General features: G+C 46.3%; 20 protein-coding genes and 4 tRNA genes. 12 read left to right on the forward strand and 12 right to left on the reverse strand.

Annotated features, from left to right (window positions below; translation table 11 throughout):
• Positions 1 to 71: 71 nt before the first annotated feature.
• Both QXT17_RS04710 and QXT17_RS04715 read left to right on the forward strand, forming a co-directional pair.
• A complete protein-coding gene (locus QXT17_RS04710; protein WP_020962376.1) occupies positions 72 to 518 on the forward strand; it encodes a 30S ribosomal protein S15 in 447 nt (148 codons plus the stop codon).
• Between the two features lie 45 nt (positions 519 to 563).
• Entirely contained in the window at positions 564 to 1,967 is a 1,404-nt protein-coding gene (locus tag QXT17_RS04715) for a DHH family phosphoesterase (RefSeq protein WP_342783346.1), read from the forward strand.
• Here the strand turns inward: QXT17_RS04715 and QXT17_RS04720 are convergent.
• Positions 1,960 to 2,691: a serine protein kinase RIO gene (locus QXT17_RS04720; RefSeq protein WP_342783342.1), complete on the reverse strand. Its 732-nt coding sequence runs from the start codon at positions 2,689 to 2,691 to the stop codon at positions 1,960 to 1,962. The two genes, QXT17_RS04715 and QXT17_RS04720, sit on opposite strands and share 8 nt — an antisense overlap.
• Before the next feature lies 1 nt (position 2,692).
• Positions 2,693 to 3,274 (reverse strand): KH domain-containing protein, encoded by a 582-nt coding sequence (locus tag QXT17_RS04725; RefSeq protein WP_342783343.1) that lies wholly within the window; start codon positions 3,272 to 3,274, stop codon positions 2,693 to 2,695.
• Between the two features lie 103 nt (positions 3,275 to 3,377).
• Here QXT17_RS04725 and QXT17_RS04730 point away from each other — a divergent pair.
• Positions 3,378 to 3,465 (forward strand) — tRNA-Leu (locus QXT17_RS04730).
• Positions 3,466 to 3,544: 79 nt separating this feature from the next.
• Here QXT17_RS04730 and QXT17_RS04735 read toward each other — a convergent pair.
• A tRNA-Gln gene (locus QXT17_RS04735) sits at positions 3,545 to 3,621 on the reverse strand.
• 121 nt (positions 3,622 to 3,742) lie between these two features.
• Here QXT17_RS04735 and QXT17_RS04740 point away from each other — a divergent pair.
• Entirely contained in the window at positions 3,743 to 4,618 is an 876-nt protein-coding gene (locus tag QXT17_RS04740) for a hypothetical protein (RefSeq protein WP_342783344.1), read from the forward strand.
• Between the two features lie 5 nt (positions 4,619 to 4,623).
• On the opposite strand, the gene speD is transcribed toward QXT17_RS04740, so the two are convergent.
• Genes speD through QXT17_RS04755 form a run of 3 tightly spaced genes read right to left on the reverse strand, consistent with a single transcriptional unit; the run spans position 4,624 to position 7,481 of the window.
• Complete coding sequence (gene speD / locus QXT17_RS04745) at positions 4,624 to 5,061, reverse strand: adenosylmethionine decarboxylase (protein ID WP_020962371.1); 438 nt, start codon at positions 5,059 to 5,061, stop codon at positions 4,624 to 4,626.
• 45 nt (positions 5,062 to 5,106) lie between these two features.
• The gene (locus QXT17_RS04750; RefSeq protein ID WP_052887197.1) at positions 5,107 to 5,658 is read right to left on the reverse strand and encodes an adenylate kinase family protein; all 552 of its coding nucleotides are present in this window, start codon (positions 5,656 to 5,658) and stop codon (positions 5,107 to 5,109) included.
• A 14-nt stretch (positions 5,659 to 5,672) separates the two neighbouring features.
• The gene (locus QXT17_RS04755) at positions 5,673 to 7,481 is read right to left on the reverse strand and encodes a type II secretion system F family protein (RefSeq protein ID WP_052887196.1); all 1,809 of its coding nucleotides are present in this window, start codon (positions 7,479 to 7,481) and stop codon (positions 5,673 to 5,675) included.
• A 108-nt stretch (positions 7,482 to 7,589) separates the two neighbouring features.
• Between QXT17_RS04755 and QXT17_RS04760 the strand changes: the two genes are divergently transcribed.
• Positions 7,590 to 8,864, forward strand: a complete 1,275-nt coding sequence (locus QXT17_RS04760) for an MBL fold metallo-hydrolase (protein WP_020962367.1) — start codon at positions 7,590 to 7,592, stop codon at positions 8,862 to 8,864.
• Here QXT17_RS04760 and hsp20 read toward each other — a convergent pair whose 3' ends face one another.
• Complete coding sequence (gene hsp20 / locus QXT17_RS04765; protein ID WP_020962366.1) at positions 8,865 to 9,383, reverse strand: archaeal heat shock protein Hsp20; 519 nt, start codon at positions 9,381 to 9,383, stop codon at positions 8,865 to 8,867.
• Positions 9,384 to 9,436: 53 nt separating this feature from the next.
• Here hsp20 and QXT17_RS04770 point away from each other — a divergent pair, with 53 nt between their 5' ends.
• Complete coding sequence (locus QXT17_RS04770; RefSeq protein ID WP_342783884.1) at positions 9,437 to 10,645, forward strand: HD domain-containing protein; 1,209 nt, start codon at positions 9,437 to 9,439, stop codon at positions 10,643 to 10,645.
• On the opposite strand, the gene QXT17_RS04775 is transcribed toward QXT17_RS04770, so the two are convergent.
• The gene (locus QXT17_RS04775) at positions 10,587 to 12,143 is read right to left on the reverse strand and encodes a radical SAM protein (protein ID WP_342783885.1); all 1,557 of its coding nucleotides are present in this window, start codon (positions 12,141 to 12,143) and stop codon (positions 10,587 to 10,589) included. The genes QXT17_RS04770 and QXT17_RS04775 overlap by 59 nt on opposite strands.
• Before the next feature lie 129 nt (positions 12,144 to 12,272).
• On the opposite strand from QXT17_RS04775, the gene QXT17_RS04780 reads away from it, so the two are divergent.
• The 3 genes from QXT17_RS04780 to QXT17_RS04790 all read left to right on the forward strand — a co-directional run bounded on the left by QXT17_RS04780 (position 12,273) and on the right by QXT17_RS04790 (position 14,677).
• A complete protein-coding gene (locus QXT17_RS04780) occupies positions 12,273 to 13,130 on the forward strand; it encodes an ATPase domain-containing protein (protein WP_342783886.1) in 858 nt (285 codons plus the stop codon).
• Between the two features lie 132 nt (positions 13,131 to 13,262).
• On the forward strand, positions 13,263 to 13,598 hold the full coding sequence (locus tag QXT17_RS04785) for a DUF424 domain-containing protein (RefSeq protein WP_020962362.1): 336 nt from the start codon (positions 13,263 to 13,265) through the stop codon (positions 13,596 to 13,598).
• A gap of 14 nt (positions 13,599 to 13,612) precedes the next feature.
• Positions 13,613 to 14,677, forward strand: coding sequence for a 60S ribosomal export protein NMD3 (locus tag QXT17_RS04790; protein WP_148682018.1), 1,065 nt, complete (start codon positions 13,613 to 13,615; stop codon positions 14,675 to 14,677).
• A gap of 13 nt (positions 14,678 to 14,690) precedes the next feature.
• Here QXT17_RS04790 and QXT17_RS04795 read toward each other — a convergent pair whose 3' ends face one another.
• The gene (locus tag QXT17_RS04795) at positions 14,691 to 14,939 is read right to left on the reverse strand and encodes an Lrp/AsnC family transcriptional regulator (protein WP_020962360.1); all 249 of its coding nucleotides are present in this window, start codon (positions 14,937 to 14,939) and stop codon (positions 14,691 to 14,693) included.
• A gap of 157 nt (positions 14,940 to 15,096) precedes the next feature.
• On the opposite strand from QXT17_RS04795, the gene QXT17_RS04800 reads away from it, so the two are divergent.
• Positions 15,097 to 15,173: transfer RNA gene (locus tag QXT17_RS04800), tRNA-Gly, on the forward strand.
• Between the two features lie 78 nt (positions 15,174 to 15,251).
• Entirely contained in the window at positions 15,252 to 16,085 is an 834-nt protein-coding gene (locus QXT17_RS04805) for a TFIIB-type zinc ribbon-containing protein (protein ID WP_052887188.1), read from the forward strand.
• Here QXT17_RS04805 and QXT17_RS04810 read toward each other — a convergent pair.
• Positions 15,975 to 16,532 (reverse strand): DUF359 domain-containing protein, encoded by a 558-nt coding sequence (locus QXT17_RS04810; RefSeq protein ID WP_148682016.1) that lies wholly within the window; start codon positions 16,530 to 16,532, stop codon positions 15,975 to 15,977. The genes QXT17_RS04805 and QXT17_RS04810 overlap by 111 nt on opposite strands.
• Before the next feature lie 78 nt (positions 16,533 to 16,610).
• On the opposite strand from QXT17_RS04810, the gene QXT17_RS04815 reads away from it, so the two are divergent.
• Positions 16,611 to 16,705: transfer RNA gene (locus QXT17_RS04815), tRNA-Lys, on the forward strand.
• Positions 16,706 to 16,715: 10 nt separating this feature from the next.
• Here QXT17_RS04815 and QXT17_RS04820 read toward each other — a convergent pair.
• Together QXT17_RS04820 and rpl14p are read right to left on the reverse strand one after the other, a co-directional pair.
• Positions 16,716 to 17,405, reverse strand: coding sequence for a hypothetical protein (locus QXT17_RS04820; protein ID WP_020962357.1), 690 nt, complete (start codon positions 17,403 to 17,405; stop codon positions 16,716 to 16,718).
• A gap of 14 nt (positions 17,406 to 17,419) precedes the next feature.
• Positions 17,420 to 17,845 carry a 50S ribosomal protein L14 gene (rpl14p, locus tag QXT17_RS04825; protein ID WP_020962356.1) on the reverse strand — a complete coding sequence of 142 codons (426 nt, stop codon included), beginning with the start codon at positions 17,843 to 17,845 and terminating at the stop codon, positions 17,420 to 17,422.
• Between the last annotated feature and the right edge of the window lie 3 nt (positions 17,846 to 17,848).

Raw genomic sequence — 17,848 nt, forward strand, 5'->3', positions numbered from 1 at the left:
TGTCTTGCATGTCTCCCCATGCAAAACCGAAACTCTTTTAAACAGTTTTTGTTAATAGAGTTGGGATTACAATGAGGAAGAGTAAAGAGAAGGGCCGGTCTGGCTCCCTTAGACCCGCACGCCTCGAAAAACCAGAATGGATAAAAATGAGGCCAGAAGAGGTAGAGGAGCTAGTCGTCTCCCTCCACAGGAAGGGTTATCCGCCGTCAATGATCGGCACTATCCTCCGCGACCAATACGGCATTCCCCTTGTCAAAGCTGTTACCGGTAAAAGCGTCCTGCAGATACTTAGGGAAAGGGGACTCGCGCCAGAAATCCCTGAAGATCTCCTCAACCTCATGAAAAGAGCCGTAAGGGTAAGGAAGCACCTTGACGAGCATCCAAAAGACTATCACTCAAAGAGGGGGCTACAGCTAATAGAAAGCAAGATACACAGACTTGCAAAGTACTATAAGAGGGAGGGCATACTCCCCCCAGACTGGAAATACGACCCGTCCAAGGTAGCGCTCTACACCTAAACCTAAAAAATTCCGCGTTATTTTGTAACGGGGTTATTGTTGAGTGTGCAAGCATCGCTTGAAAGCCTGAAGAGTCGTTTCCGTTCATTCGTTGAAGAGGTAAGACGCGAGAATGACCAAGTGCTCATCATTTCACATTACGACGCGGACGGGCTAAGCTCTTTTTCACTAATGGCATATTTTTTGAAGAAAAATGATGTACCTTTCCACGCGACATTTGTTGAACAGGTCTATCCAGAGACGCTTGCCCAGCTACCGTTTGAGAACTATTCCTACGTTGTTTTTCTCGACCTTGGTAGCGGATACAAGAACCTAATCAGGGAAAGAATCGGGGACAAACACAAGGTACTCGTCATAGACCACCATATACCTTCCGCCCCCGAGGACACCGACAAAATAGTCGAGATAAATCCCTATCTAGCCGGCATAAACGGGTCAGAGGAAACTAGCTCCTCTACTCTTACCTATTATTTTCTCAGAGACTACAAGGAAGTAAAAAGCCTAGTTCACCTTGCCATTGTGGGGGCTCTCGGCGATAGGCTAGACAACGGTGAAAAACGCTCTTTCAAGGGCATAAATAGAGAGGTCTTGGACGAGGCTGTTAAAGAGGGAAAAATCGAAGCTCGAATAGGCCTAAGACTCTTCGGCGGATCAAGTCGACCACTTGTACAGGCACTTGCAAGCACGATGGATCCCTTTATCCCGGGTCTAACAGGAAACGAGACCGCTTGCTACAATTTCTTGCGTAGCATCGGTATAGAGCCGAAAAACGGTGACAACCTTAGAACTGTGGGCTCATTGAGTGGCGAAGAGGTATCAATACTTGTAACAGGGCTTGTCAAATACTTGGTGTGGGATCATGATGTTTCGCCAAAAGAGGCACAGGAGATTGTGGAGAGGATCCGTGGCTACAACTACTACCTTTTGACTGAGAAGCCTGAAAGCCCGCTGTGGGATCTGCGCGAGTATTCTTCGTTGCTGAATGCACTCGGAAGGCTCGACGCGTATGGCACAGCCCTAGCCATAAACCTGGGGGACAGGGGGACCCACTTGATAAGGGCCATGGACATAGCGAAGAATTATAGGAAAGAGCTAGCGAAGCTTATTTCGCTAGCCCACGAGAAGTTCGACGAGATATCTCTACAAGGAAGGGACACTGTGCTCGTGGTGCTTGAAGAGGCTACGCCAAAGTATTCTGGCCCCCTGGCTAGTATTCTTTCCTATGCTGTGTCGCAGAGAGTAAAATCAAAGAAGATGCTCGGCGTGGCAGTCCCATTCTCGGAGGACAAGTACAAGGTTTCATTCCGCAGGTTAACGGAAGACATCGATGTGGGGAGGACGCTCCAGGAGCTTTCTAGGAAAATTGGTTTCGAGGGCGGCGGGCACCCGGCGGCTGGCGGCGCCCTGATAAGCAGGGACAAAATTAAACACTTGCTGGAAATCATTTAATGCGTGTAGCCAGGTAGTTATAGAAGTCTTCTGGGGGGCCTGTCTCTACGCCGAGCTCTTCTTTAAAAAACCTGTAGACATTTCTTATGTCGTTGAGGAGAAATTCACGTGCATTTGGATGCGACGTAAGTACAGCCGACCCCCAATCTATGATGACTAGCTCATCGTTTTCTTTGACAAGTATATTGTATTCGCTCAGGTCAGCGTGTATGATTTCAGCCTCTAGAACCATTTTTTCTATTATCTCTTTAAGTTCGCGGAAGCTTTTCTCGGGGTCCTGCAGTGTTGTATCCTTCAAGAGTGGCGCGGGAACCCCGTCCTCGCCTATAAACTCCATGACAAGAATATTTTCATGTACGGCTATTGGCTTTGGAGAAGGGATGCCGAAGCTCACTGCTCTCTTTAGGTTTCTATACTCCTTCCTAGCCCATTGATAAATAAGTTCCCTACCCCTGAGGCTTGCACCCTGGAACCTAGGGTCTCCAACTATGTATTTCAGTCTACCACGCCTAAATTCAGCAGTCACAATCAGGTATATCTTGACAGCGAGGTCTTCACCGTTTCTGCCCTTCCCCCAGTAGACCCTGGCCTCTTTACCTGTTGAGACGGTGCCGTAGAGCTTGGAGAGAATTCCCTTATTCATTAGATAAACAACAGCCAGAACTGTTTTCTGATCAAAAACGTCTTCTAGGACTTCCCTAACGGACGAGTCTTTAAAACTCAAGTCACATCCCTTGTATACGTTCCCAAAGCTCCATCCTCCTCCTCTTAAGTTCAAAGCTGTATCGCTCCAAAAACTTCATCACTGCTTGATGGCTCTGGCCAGCAATTAGCCTGGTCAAAGCATCCTTGATGAGCTTGTTTTGCTCAAAGTCACCAATTATTCCGATCTGCTTCTCGCCTACAGCGATCTTTGCGCCAGTCATGTCCTCTAGGGCCTTCTTGAAGCGTCCCCCGGTACCTATCACCCGGGCTTTTATGCGCATCAAGTCTTCTCGGTTTTTTGTCACTTCTCCTAGGTCTATGATTTCTAGGTCATAGACGTCGTCCTTCAAGAGCAACACGTCGTCAATACTGAAGCCTATGGAAAGAGCCTTTAAGGCCTTTTCTGCCACGTAGACGTTGTATAGTGTTGCGCCTTCACGTGGCTCCACGTAGACTATGCCCTCTTCTGGCTTAACCTCAATTTTGACATTGAATGCTTCCTCTAGCCTCGCCTTGTTTGTCCCGTCCTTGCCTATAAGGAGGCCTATCTTGGACTGGTCAAACGGGACTGGAAGCCTACCAGACACATTTTTCTCAGACATATCTTACCCATTATCTAACAACACAGCCATAATATTACCTTTTGCCCAAAACTGTGGGCATGCGAAAATCTTATAGGTTTCTGGGTTGTTTAGTTTTTTACTGGCGGGGGTGCCCGAGCTAGGACAAAGGGGGCGGACTGAGGCTCCGCTGGCGTTGGCCTGCCCGGGTTCGAATCCCGGCCCCCGCACCACCATCTTCTGGCTTTTCTCCCACTATCTAAACAGAATCTCGTAGATGTATCGTTTTTCGGGTAGAATATAGAAAGAGGCTGGTAGCCCGGCGGGGATTCGAACCCCGGATCTGCGGGGCCAGAGCCCGCCATGCTTGGCCGCTACACCACCGGGCTTAAGGCTAAAAGAAAATTATCTTGAGGGGTTTAAATTTTTTGTTTTATTGCGCGGTTTTTTCTTGCCCTGGATATACGCTAAAATATAAAGACCACGCTAGAAGAATTGCAGTGGTGGATTATGAGCAATCTCAGCCATTTGTATGATGTCCTAGCTAGGAAGGCCCACACTTTCAGGGAGTACTGGGACTGGCTTGGAGAAAAAGCCTTGGTTTTCGAGTATGGAGACAGAGACAAGCCAGTGATCTTTCTTGTTGGCGGAGTTGACTGGCAATGTTTGTCAACGACCACTATAATTAGTGATGCCCTTGTCAGGTTTGACGGGGACACGCATATACTGCTTGTTCCATCTGGGGTTCCCAGCAATGTGCTAGGGGCTGAACACGTGATAGCCAAGGTTTTGGGTGAAGATTTTTCTTCACTTGCCGAGGGCATTGAGAAGTTGCGGGAAAGAAGCCAAAAGATATATTCAGCCGGCCAGAAAGAGGTCTACCTCTATGGTAATCTCCTAGTTGTGTTTTCGAGTGTTGAGCTGTCTAGAGGGGAACTAGAGGATCTGCTTAGAAACCTTTCCACAAGTTTTCCACTATATAACCAGGTAGTCATGACAGTCTCTGGCGAAAATGTGGATGTTTTTCTTTACAGCGAGGACGGCATTAAAGACCCGCTTTGTTTCCCATTTTTACAGGAACTCTTCCAGGAAATATCCACGCTCAACCCAGTGGTTACAGTTGTTCTCCGATGCTGTGAGAATTGGGGAATAAAGCTTCTAGGAGATGCCGCACAGGAGCACAGAACCCTGGCGGAGCTACTTCTTCAACAACTAGGAGTATCCGGTGTGGGATTAGGGAATGAGCAAAGCAAAGCGGAGTGTTTGACAGGAAGTCAGCCAGTGATCGAGATTTGTGTGCCTGGGCGTATTTCAGAAGAAGAATCAGAAAAAGTTGTTCATATTTTACACTCGCTCTTCAATGCGGCATACTTATTGGTGCGTTGAGGGGCTCAAGGAGTCTTCGCCAGCACTTTTTGCTCTGGTTGCGGTGTCCAGTAGCCTGCATATTGCTCTATGCCGACCCCTCTGTCAATTGAAAGTATAGTCATTTTTTTCGCTTTTAGCCTTTCTTTGAGTATCTCTAGTCCCTTCCATGGGTCTGTGTGCTCGCCGCAAGTAAAAACGTCGACCGCGGCGTATCCATATTCTGGCCACGTATGGATAGAGATATGGGATTCTGCTACGAGCACGTAGCCGCTTACACCGTGTGGCTTAAACCTGTAGAAGTCGAATCCAACGACGGTGCTGTTTGAGGCTACTGCTGCGTCGAGAAGAGCAGTTTTGACTACTTCGATACTGTCAAGTAGCTTGCCATCGCACTCGAACATCTCTACGATGAGGTGGCGCCCTACGCCGCCTCTTCCCACCCCTCTATTTTTCCCCGCCATCTCTATGCATAATCTGTGGGGGTTATTACTATTTAAAATTGACCCCTATTGTTGTTCAAGAAGAAAATAATATTTTTGCAACCAATTCACGTTTCCAGGTTTAAATTCATCAACATTACCTTGGAGAATACTATATATTATTTGAACAATTTCAGAAACATCTTTACCCGTAGTATTGATCTCGAAAACTTTTTCTGTCCCAAAAAGCTTGACAGAATCTATAAGTATACTGTCCAATATCTCGGCCTCAACGTTTTGCCTTATCTTGGAAGCCCTATATCCACGTTGCTCTAGTCGCTTCATCAGCTTGACTGGGTCCAGCCTCAGGACAAAGACATGTGTTACTTTTTCCTGTGGCACAGCCTCGACGACATGTGTGTCGATTACCTCGTTGCATGTCAACAGATTTCGGAGGTATTTCTTTAGCTTCGCCGTGTCAACTATTAGTGAGTCAGTCACATCGTCGTAGCCCTTGTAAAATTTTTCCCTTTTTACAATGTCAGCTATATCCACGTAGTTTTTGCCTGTCTTCCTTGCAAGCTCCAGTGAGACGGTAGTCTTCCCGACACCAGGTGTTCCAGTGACGAGTATAGCCACAAAAAACACCCCATTTACAGCTTCGGCATCATTCCTGCTGTTATCTGTGGCGCAATCATCATCGCGACCAGGTTTGCCAAGAGAAGCAGGAATGCATGCTTAAAGCCTGCGCCCACACGTTCAGCGCTGATCTTTCCGGCGACTAGGCCCATGAGGTAGCTGTTTATGATTACTGGCGGGAGGAACATTCCGATAAGCTGTGATGTCGAGATAGCTGTACCGGCAAACTTGAGCATTGAGCCCATGAACTCTACGAGTATGAGGACAACCACTGTGATTATGAGTGCACCTACGTACGGCATAAGCATTAGGGGACGCAGGGCCGCCCTCTTCTCTTTCTCTACCTGTTCAAGAGTCTCGGCATAGCTTGCAAGTGCCTCAAGGGTCTGCGGTGTCCCTCCGCCCACCTCTATGCTTTCGACAAGCAAGAACATGGAAATAAGTGCAAACCAGTTCTTCATGCCCCTTGAGAACCTCTCAAATATTTTGTGTAATGACACTCCCCAGCCCACCTGTTTAGCCATTTCCTGGAGATATGGTGTAAATTTACCATAGTCTCTGTCCTTCAAGTTTATGATGCATCTTTCTGGAGCCATACCGGTCTTCCTTACTTCTACTAGGTCTCTGAGAAACCTTGTCATTCCGTACTGTATCCCGCCGAACTTTATTGAGGATCGCGACTCTACAATCATTGCTGGTAGGAGTCCCAGGGAAAGTGCCAAAGTCATGCCTACGCCGCTCTCGTATCCCTTGCTGAGTCCAAGAGCCTTCGAGATTCCCAGGACGATAGCCACGAATGGTGAGAAAATGTTTCCAAGCATTGTGGAGAGAGGTGGTGGGACTGCGAAGGGTAGAACCATGGCTACGAATAGGAAGCCGGTGATAGGAAGGCCGACCGCAAAGTAGACTAGATAGGGGGTCGTGTCGTAGATGGGATATTTGGGTTGCATGAGGTCGGCTAGATAAAGGAAAACTCCCGAGAGCATAGGCATCAATATATAAGAAAACATTATGAACTGCATTTCTCCGCCGGCTAGTCCCATCCCAGCCTGTGCAAGTGCCATGTTTACAACGTAGAGAACATACATTGTCATCGAGGTTAGCAGTACAATAGCCATGTAGGACTCCATTAATGCGCCAATCCTTTCGCCAACCGCCTTCATCTGTGAGACACGCTCTCTAAGCATGACCTCGGTTTGGCGCTGAAGATAGTGGACAACGTCTCCACCAGACCTGAGTGTCGCAGCATAGCCTAGCATCAGCTGTTTGTAGCCGTTGTGTGGGACATTTTTCGCGCTTTCCTCTATCGCTGTCAAAGGGTCTAGACCCATGCCCTTGACTTTGAGGAAGAAGTTCATTGCCTCTTTCTTTATTTCTGCAAAGAGGACTTGAGGCGCCTTTGCGAGCCTCTCAAAGCTCGTGTATGGAGAGATTCCACCCGTAGCCATGACGGTGATGTAGACAGACAGGTATGGAACCTCTAGGTCAAACCTGCTGGTTCTATTGGACAGCTTTATTTTGGGATAGATAAGTCCGAGTCCGAAAACGCTTCCAGCCAGAAGCAGGGGAATAGAAATGCTCGTTGCAACGAGGCCTCCTAGATTCACGCCAGCCCTCGAAAGAATGAGGGCTATTGGGACGTCGAAGACGAACCCTATGACTAGTGCTAGTAGCGAGAAGAGTACAACTTTAGCCGCATATGCTTGTGGATATATTTTCATGTCAGCGGTAGCTATGTCCGTTTTCAGGTTGGGGAACATTTTTACTATTGTTTCGCCAGCCCATCCGAACAGGCTATAGGCAATGCTATCAAACGAAGCCATATTTGGTATCATTGAAAATGTAGCAAAAAATGTTTTGCTCCGCGTGTTTCTTGGCTTAAAGTTAAACATAAAAATAAAGATTAGTGGCTGAAAGTCTAGGGCTAAAAAATGGCTGATGTAAATTTGAAGTTCCTCGGTGGGGCCAGAGAAGTTGGTAGGTCAGCTATACTTCTAGGAATAGAAGAAAAACAGTTGTTGCTTGATTACGGGGTAAGCATAGAGGGAGAAGAACCCCAGTTCCCGCTACCAGTCCCGCCAAAAAGGCTAGACGCTGTAGCAGTTTCACATGCACATCTGGATCACAGTGGCGCCGTGCCGCTCCTATATGTATCAAGAAGCATTCCATTCATCTCTACGCCTCTCACGGCAACATTGTCCGACCTCCTCATACGGGACTTTATGAAGTTGTCTAAATACTACATTCCATACGAGATAGTTGAGGTCGAAAAAATGCTTGATAATCTCGTTTCTCTAAACTATGGAGAATACTTCGAGGTAAATGATATAAGTATCAAGATGATTGATGCTGGACATATTCCTGGAAGCTCAATGATACAGATAGAGTCCCCGTCGCTGAATATTCTCTATACGGGTGATTACTCGTTACATGACACGTGTCTCCTTAGAGGCGCCAATCCGAACGACATATCCAAAGCAGACCTAATAATCATGGAGTCTACGTATGCAGAGTATAACCATCCTCCGAGGGAAGAGGCTGAAAAGGCATTCATCAATACGGTGCTTGAGGTTGTAGGTAACGGCGGCATCGCATTTGTACCGGTTTTCGCTATTGGGCGTGCACAGGAGATACTCTGTGTCCTAGCAAAATACGACATAGATGTGCCCATATATGTAGACGGCATGGCACGTGCAGCAAACGACTTAATAATGGAAAACCTCGACCTCTTAAGGGAGCCGAAGCTATTCCAGAAAGCCGTCGAGAAATCCATCAAAGTTAGGGACTGGGATCACCGCAAAAAGATTCTCTCCGGGCCTGGCATCGTCATCTCGCCAGCTGGAATGTTGCAGGGGGGTCCCAGTGAATTCTACATGGAGAAGATAATGGAAAACAGTCGGAATGCGGTCATATTCGTAAGTTACGTAATACCCGAGACACCTGCCCGCCAAGTTATCGAGACTGGGATATATGCGTCTCCAACCAAGCGGGGCCCCGTGAAGGCTAGAATAGAGTGGTTTGACTTTAGTGCTCACTGTGGGCACGACGAGTTAGTTAAAACTCTGAGCTTGGCGAAGAAAGACGCCAAAGTGGTGCTTGTACACGGCGAAGAAGAGTCAGCGTTGAAACTTGCAGAACTCAGTAGGAAGCTTGGAAAAGAAACATATGTTCCAAAAATCGGGGAAGAGCTGAAAATAGCTCTGTAGCTACTCGACCTTTATCTTTACTCCTTTTTCTTTCTTGGTTTTCTCTTTCTTTTCGATCGTGATTGTTAGGACTCCGTTCCTGTACTGTGCCTTTGCCGTGTCGGGGTTCACAGGTTCAGCAAACGATACTTCCTTGTAGTATTTCCGGTCATTGCTCGCAGTTATGGTGAGGGACCGCTCGGTGGCCTCGATGTTTATTTTGTCCTTTTCAACTCCGGGCACATCTACAATTATCCTATAGTGGTCTCCCTCGTCGAACACGTCTGTGAATGGCTCAATAGTGTCTCTGATTACTGGCCTCACGTGTCCGGGTCTAATGTTTCCCCATTCTCTTACCTTTGGGACGCCGTCAGGCCCTATCTCTACGCTGAAGCCGTAGTAGTAGGGTCCAATGACTTTTCCGCTTTTTCCCTCTCCGCTGAAGTACATCGGCTCGCGTAGCATTTCTTCGAACATTTTGTCAAATTCTTCCATCATTTTCCTTATTCTCTTGAACCAGTCGTCAAACTCGTAACTCATTATGGTGTCACCAAAAATATTATTCAGAACTCCGATAAATAGATTGCTAGGCAATGACACGACGGGTTCCACCTCTAACATTCGAGAAGGAGATATACGACGAGGTTCACGGCTTTATAGACGTTACACCGATAGAGCTACTCGCTATTAGCGACTGTATTTTTCAGAGACTGAGAAGAATAAAACAACTTGGTCCCGCCGATCTAGTTTTTCCCGGAGCAACACACACGAGGTTTTCTCATTCAATCGGCACCATGCATGTGGCGTCCCTTATGGCGCTCAACGCAGGTGTAGTAGACGAGGCTGATCTTCAGGCACTGAGGCTGGCTGCGTTGCTACATGACATTGGACATATGCCGTTTTCTCATACTTTGTCAGTTAACCACGAGGAGGTCACAGTTTTTCTTATCGAGAATTTTTTGAAAGAGAAACTTGGGGATTTCGCCGATAGAGTTGTAGAAATTTTGAGGGGAAAGGACAAGTTAAGCCCCCTTGTTTGTTCAGAGGTTGACTCGGACAGGATCGACTACATGTTGCGTGACGCGTTACATACAGGTGTAGCTTATGGGAAAATAGACGTGGGACGTGTTATCCGCTCGGTCAGGCTTGTTAAGAGTGGGGCAAAGTGGATAGTGGCATTTGCTAGGGGCTCCGAGACGGCACTGGAAAGTCTGCTGATTTCAAGGTTCCAGTTATTTAAAACAGTTTATTATCATAAGACTGTAAGTGGATTTGAGGCTCTCCTACAGAGAATCTACAAGTTAATGCTAGAAGAAGGTCTAGTTGAACCACCGAAGGAAATACTGAGAGATAAATTATCCTGGTGCCTATTTGACGATGTTTCTTTGCTTTCGATGCTCAAAGATTCTATGAGGAGCAACAATGAGAAAGTAGGATATTTGTCTAGGCAGTTTATTGAGAGAATTCCTCCAAAGCTTATATTGGAGTATCTACCTGGAAACGATGAGCCGTCCAGTGAAATATTTGAGCATCTAGTGAAACATGACTTAGAAGAATATTTATCCAGCAAGTGTGGCGTCCCAGAGCAATACATACTTGTTTACGAGGGAAAAGTTTCTCCACTCAAAGACCCCAGTCAACTATACATCATAGACGATGGGAACATGGTCCCTCTCATTTCGAGCCGTAAAACTTTACTTAGAAGCATAGTATCTGAAGGCTATGCGCCTACCCGTGTATACGTTATCCGCGAGTACTGGAAAAGAATTTCAAACTGCGTGGCAAATTTGGGAACTCAATAAAACTCCATGGGGGGTCCTTGTAAACTGGCTCCAGGTATCGGTTTACATTGAGCCTTGTCAGCCTCACAGCTTTTCTCCATCCGCCGAGCCCTCCATCGTTGAGAGCCCACTCGATAAGTGTTCTTGAAAGGTCTAGGTCTCCGCGAGAAATGATTGTCTGTATTTGGGCTAGTCTCGGGTCATAAGTCCTTATATCTGCAAGTCCTCCAAGTTTTTTCCTAAGTAGATTTATTCTTCTTCTTGCCTCTTGTATGCCAATAAATGGTGCATATTGCAGGAATGTGTGGGGCTTGGGGACAAAGGGGCTAATAGTTATTTTTAGTTGTCTTTCGCCCTTGAATCCCGTGGTTTCCGCAAGTTTCTGGATGTATTGTGCTGTCTGGTCTATGTCGTCCTCGGTTTCGCCAGGGAGGCCTATCATTAAGTAGACTTTGAGGCCCGTGAAACCGAGCTTTTTGGCTGTAAGCGAGATGTCTGTTGCGTGTTCAATGCTTAGCCTTTTCCTTATTAATGCTGAGAGCTTGAGCGACCCTGTCTCGGGGGCTATGGTTAATGTTTTTTGTCCCCCCTGTTTGATGTATTCTAGCCTCTTCTCGTTGAGTGTCTCTGCTCGAATAGATGGAATGGAGAAGCTGTAGCCATGAGAAATCAGCCATTCGAGAATAGAGTCTGCCCCTTTGTGGTCAAAGAATGAGAGGCTTACAAGTTTAACGTGCCTCGAGTGGTTATATGCGTGCCCCTCCGTGACGATGTCTCTTATTTGGTCTAGCGGGCGTTCCCGCACGCCATAGAAAATGTGTCCCTCAAGGCAAAAAGCGCATAGCCTGAAACACCCCCTCGAAGCTTCGACGGCTGTCCTGTTTTTCCACTTTGCACGTGTATCTGAGAGTTGAAGCTGTATTGAGGGGTGGAATTCTCTGGGCAAGCTGTGTGCATAGTTAAGAACTACTTTCTCTCCTGTATAAAAAGAGGGTACAAAGAAGCCCTTTGAAGGCTCTAGAGATTCTAGAAGTCTCTCCTTTTCTGTTCCATAGGTGTATATCTGGTTGATAAGTGTTGGAAGCGTTGATTCTATTTCTCCGACTACCAAAACGTCTATGAAAGGGGAAACAGGGAGTGGGTTAGCTATTATGGGGGGACCTCCCGCTATTATTATGGGTTTTTCCCGCTTTGAACTGTAAGGCTCGACTCCCGCATCTAAGAGAATGCGCAGGATATTGACAAGGTCTAGCTCGTAGTGTACGGTAACAACTATATAGTCCAGCTTTTTTAGAGATGTCTCGGTTTCTAGTGTGTGGGGGATAGGATTTCCATCAAAATCAAGCATTACTTGTTCGGCGTAGATTTCATCGTGAGAGTTTAGCCAGTAGTAAAGCATTTGGAACGAAAGCGAGTCTAATGCAACTTGGGGAAAGGATGGGTACAAAACGCCAATCCTTAGAGTGTTTTTTCTGGGGACTTTATGTACAACATTTTCCTCTCCAGGTATTCTGTCCATAGTACTATGAACCTGTATTAGCTTATAGATTTTAGTTGTTATCGTGTGGACACCTTAAAGAACGTGGATAAAAAGGATTCCTACGCGCTAAACTTTTTAGAGTGTACGTTCCATAGAGCTGGGGTAGCTATGAGTAGTGTCAAGAAAAATCCTAGGGCCAAGTTGCCTTCGCCAGTTCCAGAGGAGATTCCGGTCCCCGAAGAGGTAAGCGAAGAAACCCCACAGGTGAAGACGCGGGAATACGAAACAAGGAAGTGGGGATACCAGCTTGCCAAGCTAGGCATCGAGGGCTTAGACGAACGGATAAAGGGTATCCTGCGTGGAAGATCATACTTGGTTACAGGCGAGACAGGAACCGGCAAGACGCTTTTCAGTTTGACTTTTCTAATGGAGGGTCTCCGGTCTAACGAGCCAGGCATTTATGTCCTCGTAGACGAGGAGTATGACGACTTTATGAACGGTGTCTACGATTTTGGATGGGACTTTGAGCAATTCATCAAGGCTAGGAAGCTGAGAATACTTACATTGATGCCTGACTTTGTGGAGAAGATGAGGAACAAGCCGGTCGATACAGTCGTTATGTCAATCGTTGACGGCATACTTAGAGAGGCTAGGTTGATAGGCGCGCAGCGACTAGTTATAGATCCCGTTGCACCCCTAATTGTCAATGAGGGCGACGTAGCATGGACCCGTGAATACATCAAGAGCCTTATCATTAACCTGGAGAAACGTATCGGTGCTACGACGCTTATAGTGTCTGAGATACCTACTGGTAGCACCGCTCTTAGTAGGTATGGTGTAGAAGAGTTCCTTGCTACGGGAGTCTTTGTGCTTGGTATTGAGAGGATTAAGAACGCATTTTACAGGACACTGTATGTTCGAAAAATGAGGTGGAGACCGGTGCCGCCCCAGTTATTTGTCTTTGACATTGTTAAAGGGAAGGGGATTGTTGTCCGCGGCGAGCTGAACACTATCCTTAGAGAATAGACAAAAGCTGTCAGTCTTGATGTCACAGTTCATTGCTTTAGGCTCCTAAATACCAACCTTCATCATTCATCTTTTGTATGAAGCGTGAGGTTTAAGTGTTTTGTTTGCGTAGAAAGACTACAGGAATAAAAAGTGGAGCCACTGGGGAAGGAACGCGTAAAGGTCTACTATAAGCTTCATTCGAGTGGAGGATACAGGATGCTTGCTATTTGCGACGTTGAGCTTCTGGGGAAAGAGTTCCGTCACGGCAAGGTGAAGTTCAAAGTTACTGAGGAATTTTTCGGGGGCAGTCTTATTGATGCTGACAGCCCGTTGCTGAAAAAATACATCTCGGAGGCAGACTCGGTAACCGTTATAGGTGAGGTAAGTTTAAAAATTGTTGAGGAAATATTTCCACTAGCGAGACAAGCAGCAATGTTTGTTGCCGGTATTCCCTATGTGCAGGTCTTTAAGTCGGAGATACTGTGAGGGATGAGGGGGAAATGTCAGAGCGTGTCTTTGTGTGTCCTATATGTGGCAGGAGGACTGAGAGGCTTATTGACGGTCTTTGCCCAGACTGCTACGTCAAGCATCACCCGATGGTGGAGCAAAAAAAGGCTGAGTTGACTCTAAAGATTTGCAAGAAGTGTGGCAGGCTAGGTTATAAAGGTTCATGGAGTGATACAGAGGAAGAACTACTAGACCAAATAAGGAAGGATCTGAAACACATCGTGAAGCTTAGGGGTGAAATAAGAGACATTGACATAAAGATTTACCCGAGACAAGGCTCTATGCAGCTCACAGTCACTGGCAAAGTGCACCCAGAGATACAGCAATTCTACCAAGAGGAATACGAAATTCCTGTAAAAATGGAATACACTATTTGTGATGCATGTCTGGGAAGAGTCTCAAAAGCCAAGAGGGCGATAGTCCAAGTTAGAGCAAGCAACAGGGAATTAACACAGAGAGAAAAAAACATACTATTGGGTCTTCTCGAGCAAACAGCGTCGATGAAAGGTAAAGGGGCTGATTTGTCTCCGTGGCAAGTTAAGGAAGAGTCTGGCGGGTTTGACCTTTATTTTTCTACTATAAGTGCAGCTAAAGAGTTTGTAAATAACTTATCGCATAAGATGTACTTTGATACGTTGGAGACTGGGAAAAAGGTAGGCGTTGATTCTAGTGGGCAAGAAAAGTTCCAGGTCACCTTTAGACTGTTGCTTCCCGGCTTTACCAAGGGCGACGTTATAAAGTATAGGGATCGTTACTACCTGGTAAAGGATATCGACTCAAAGAGAGTCTTCCTGTTAGACCTTGACAGTTATGTTGTGGAGAGTGTAGTGCTTTTAAAGAGTTTCATTTCGCAGACGTCTACAGTTGCAAGAGCCTCAGAGATTCAGAGGGGCATTATTGTTGCGGTTGAAAATGAAAAAGTATACGTAATGGATAAGGACTACAAGGTATACGAGGTAGATGTCAAAAAGAGTGAAGGGATATTTAGGATCGAGGACAAGGTTGGGATATTATTTCACGAAGGAAAAATTATCCTGGTTCCGCTTCAGGACAAATAGCTGTCTTTGGCTGTTACTCGACGACAGGCATTGTTAAGGTGCGCTTTACTCCTGGTATTCTCCTTATTTTTGTAAGTATCATTTCTCTGATTTCTGTGTTATTTTTGCCCGTTGCCTTAACTATGATGTCGTAGACGCCGTAGAGTAGGTGTGCCTCTATAACGCCAGGTATTTTCTTTAACTCTTCTAGAACTTCCTTCTCCTTACCTATGTCACAATTTATCAGAACATAGGCTACTGCGGCAGAGTGTTCCGCGCTCATAATATATTTTTCGCCACAAACACTAAAAAATCTTTCTACATTTATAGCTTAGCAATGACTTGGAACACCAGTCTGAAGATTGATTTAAATGATGAAGCGTGGAAGGCATGAGCACTGGAAAGATTTTTTAATTTGTCCCATTTATCATAGAGTTGAGGCGGCCGTAGTCTAGTCTGGTAGGATGGCGGCCTCCCAAGCCGCAGAACCCGGGTTCAAATCCCGGCGGCCGCACCATTTTTGTTACCCCCTACCCCCTCCCCCCAGCCATTGATGTCTACAGTATTCTTAAGGCATTTAACAACCAAGCTTCATATGAGATGCCCGATATGCAATGGAATCGTGGTCTTGAACCCGCTGACAGGAGAATATGTTTGTTCAGAGTGTGGCTACGTTGTTGAAAGCATAGCTATCGAAGAGAAGCAAGGAATCAATATAAAGCATGTAAAAAAGTTTCCTTATCGTAGCTTTTACACTAGAGAGGAATCATTGTTTATCAGAGCTCGAAGAAAGCTTGCCAGTGTTTCTTTGATACTAAACATCAATGAACAGCTGCGGAACGATATACTTAGAGAATTTGTCTTCTTGTCTAAGCGTATAAAAAGGGACAGAATCGCTCTTTTAGTAGTTCTCGTGTACCTCAAACTACGTGAATATGATAGGTCCATCTCTTTGTTGAAAGTGGTGAAGGCATTTAGAGAAGCTAATTCACGTGTAACTGTTGGGCGGGCTCTCAAGATTCTAAGTGAGATGCACAGGTCAAATTACAGAACTGAGACGTGGGGAAGCGTTATTGAAGACATTAGCAGTAGATTGGCTCGTGTTTATGGTGTGGGCGAGTTGAAGACCAGGCTCTTGTTGGAGAAATACGTCAATATGCTTCGCCTACAGTTTCTTGGACGGTCGAGACGCAATGTAGTATCCGCGCTTGCCTACTTGTTGCTTAAGCAACAAATAGGAAACATAACGATCGAGGAGTTTGCCAGGGCCGTGGGAGTGTATTCATCGACTCTGAGAAAAAACGTTGAATATGTTAGTTTAGCGCTTCTCGAAGCACCCCTCGATGAGCCTCTTAGCGACATTCTTAAAATATGGAGTACAGGGGATAGCGCAGATAAAGCCCTTAAAGTGTCCGTAAATAATCCATGATGCTCCCGCAGGACATAAGTATAGTGCTACAAGTGAAAGTAGGTCTTCTTCGCCATCAACCTGAACGAAAATGGGGGTCTTTTTCTCTTCTAACAGCTTGAAAGCAGTCTTGAAAACTTCAAAACATTCCCTAGAAATAGTTCCGGCCGGATTCTTACACTTCAAAAATGTTCCATACGCGTCTTCCTGGCGTATAGAAATGTTTCTCCTAGTCTTAGAATCCACGACGAATATGTCGCCCCATCCCCTCCTAAAAAAGTTGACAGAAACGACGTCTCCTACCAAGATAATATTCTTGCCAAAACGTGAATCATTAATCGCCTCGATGGCCCTATCTACAGACAGAGGGGGATCCTCGTAAAACAAGTATCCCCATGAATAGGAGAGCATGTTCCTACACTCACTTGTAGACTTCATTCTTAACAAGCTCCAATCAGTCTCCTCCATACGTCAACAACATTTTCTTAGACATGGAAAGAAAAAAATTTATTACCACTGTTGATACTATGGAATGCTAGCTTGATAGGGCCGGTAGCTCAGCTAGGTAGAGCGGCGGTCGATAAAAATGGTCGAGGCTCTTAACCCGTAGGCCCCGGGTTCGAATCCCGGCCGGCCCGCCATTTTTTCTCCTCATAATAGGCCTGGAGGCTCTATCCTTAGAGGTTTGCATCCAATGTCGACGAGTGCCAGGTAGCTAGCATTATCGAGGATGTTTTTGAATTCTCGGAGGCCGACAATCAGTACTCCTTCTTCAATTATTGCTCCAGTATCGTAGAGGTTGGTCACCAGCGGAAAAATATATGTTGGGTTGGCGAGTCTCCACGGGAAGGGCGTTCCAGAGGACAGGATTTTTGCTAGTGAAGAGGTGCGGGCGAGTTGTGCCTGTGCAGCCCTTTTAAGGGCAGATCTGGGCGCTCTTTTCCATAGCTTACAGTCTATAGCTAGTAGCATGTTTTCTCTGTATGCGAGAACATCTATCTCGTGTCTCTTACCCCCAAGTGAGAAACGGTAGTTCCTATGTACCTGGAAGCCATTCAGCTCGGCTATACGTGAACATAGTTCCTCGAAAGTGCTCCATCCAGAACTCAGGGCGAGGGAAGCTATATCATAGTTCGACATCCAGGACTTGATTATAAGCCATGGTAGCTCCTCTGTGACAATGTTGTTCTCAGTCCTTACACCTAGACCTTCCAAGGTTGTCTTTATGAATTCCACAGATAGACCTGTGGTTCTAGCAAGGTCTTCTAGAGAAACATTCTTGTCTAGAAATAGTTTTCTTGCCAGCTCCTTTAGTAAAAATTCGACTTTGACTTCGAGCAAAAAGGGGCGCCTAGCTAGACAATTATCGAGGCCATTGCGCTGAGTTTTGGCCAGCGCTCGGCGGCCTCCTTGGCGAGGGGTCCACGGATTTCTGTTCCTTTGGGTTCTCCCTCGGGAGTAATAATTACGACGGCGTTGTCTTCGAAGGCGACCCAGGTTCCGTCGGGCCTCCTGTATGGTCTTCTCTGGCGTATAACGATTGCCCTCATAACCTGTTTTCTCAGCTCTGGTTTACCGGCCCTGATCGACACGACAATTATGTCGCCGACCGCAGCTCCCGGAATCCTGCGCCAAACGGCCTTGTAGTGTGGGACACCAATCACCTTTGCGAGCGTAGCTCCAGAGTTGTCTGCAACCTTGACGAGGCTTTCCATGAATACTCCAGGTGTAAGTCCGAGCCTATACGAGACACCGACAGCTTTCGGTCCTCTTTTCGCCACCTA

The sequence above is a fragment of the Thermofilum sp. genome (assembly GCF_038871435.1).
Lineage (GTDB): Archaea > Thermoproteota > Thermoprotei > Thermofilales > Thermofilaceae > Thermofilum > Thermofilum adornatum.

Coding starts and splice junctions, on each gene's coding strand:
- QXT17_RS04795 (WP_020962360.1), bottom strand. CDS start 14,939: ATGAGCGCGGAACACTCTGCCGCAGTAGCCTATGTTCTGATAAATTGT.
- QXT17_RS04790 (WP_148682018.1), top strand. CDS start 13,613: ATGTCAGAGCGTGTCTTTGTGTGTCCTATATGTGGCAGGAGGACTGAG.
- QXT17_RS04780 (WP_342783886.1), top strand. CDS start 12,273: ATGAGTAGTGTCAAGAAAAATCCTAGGGCCAAGTTGCCTTCGCCAGTT.
- QXT17_RS04755 (WP_052887196.1), bottom strand. CDS start 7,481: ATGGCTTCGTTTGATAGCATTGCCTATAGCCTGTTCGGATGGGCTGGC.
- speD (WP_020962371.1), bottom strand. CDS start 5,061: ATGGCGGGGAAAAATAGAGGGGTGGGAAGAGGCGGCGTAGGGCGCCAC.
- QXT17_RS04805 (WP_052887188.1), top strand. CDS start 15,252: ATGAGATGCCCGATATGCAATGGAATCGTGGTCTTGAACCCGCTGACA.
- QXT17_RS04740 (WP_342783344.1), top strand. CDS start 3,743: ATGAGCAATCTCAGCCATTTGTATGATGTCCTAGCTAGGAAGGCCCAC.
- QXT17_RS04770 (WP_342783884.1), top strand. CDS start 9,437: ATGACACGACGGGTTCCACCTCTAACATTCGAGAAGGAGATATACGAC.
- QXT17_RS04760 (WP_020962367.1), top strand. CDS start 7,590: ATGGCTGATGTAAATTTGAAGTTCCTCGGTGGGGCCAGAGAAGTTGGT.
- QXT17_RS04775 (WP_342783885.1), bottom strand. CDS start 12,143: ATGGACAGAATACCTGGAGAGGAAAATGTTGTACATAAAGTCCCCAGA.
- QXT17_RS04810 (WP_148682016.1), bottom strand. CDS start 16,532: ATGGAGGAGACTGATTGGAGCTTGTTAAGAATGAAGTCTACAAGTGAG.
- QXT17_RS04710 (WP_020962376.1), top strand. CDS start 72: ATGAGGAAGAGTAAAGAGAAGGGCCGGTCTGGCTCCCTTAGACCCGCA.
- QXT17_RS04725 (WP_342783343.1), bottom strand. CDS start 3,274: ATGTCTGAGAAAAATGTGTCTGGTAGGCTTCCAGTCCCGTTTGACCAG.
- hsp20 (WP_020962366.1), bottom strand. CDS start 9,383: ATGAGTTACGAGTTTGACGACTGGTTCAAGAGAATAAGGAAAATGATG.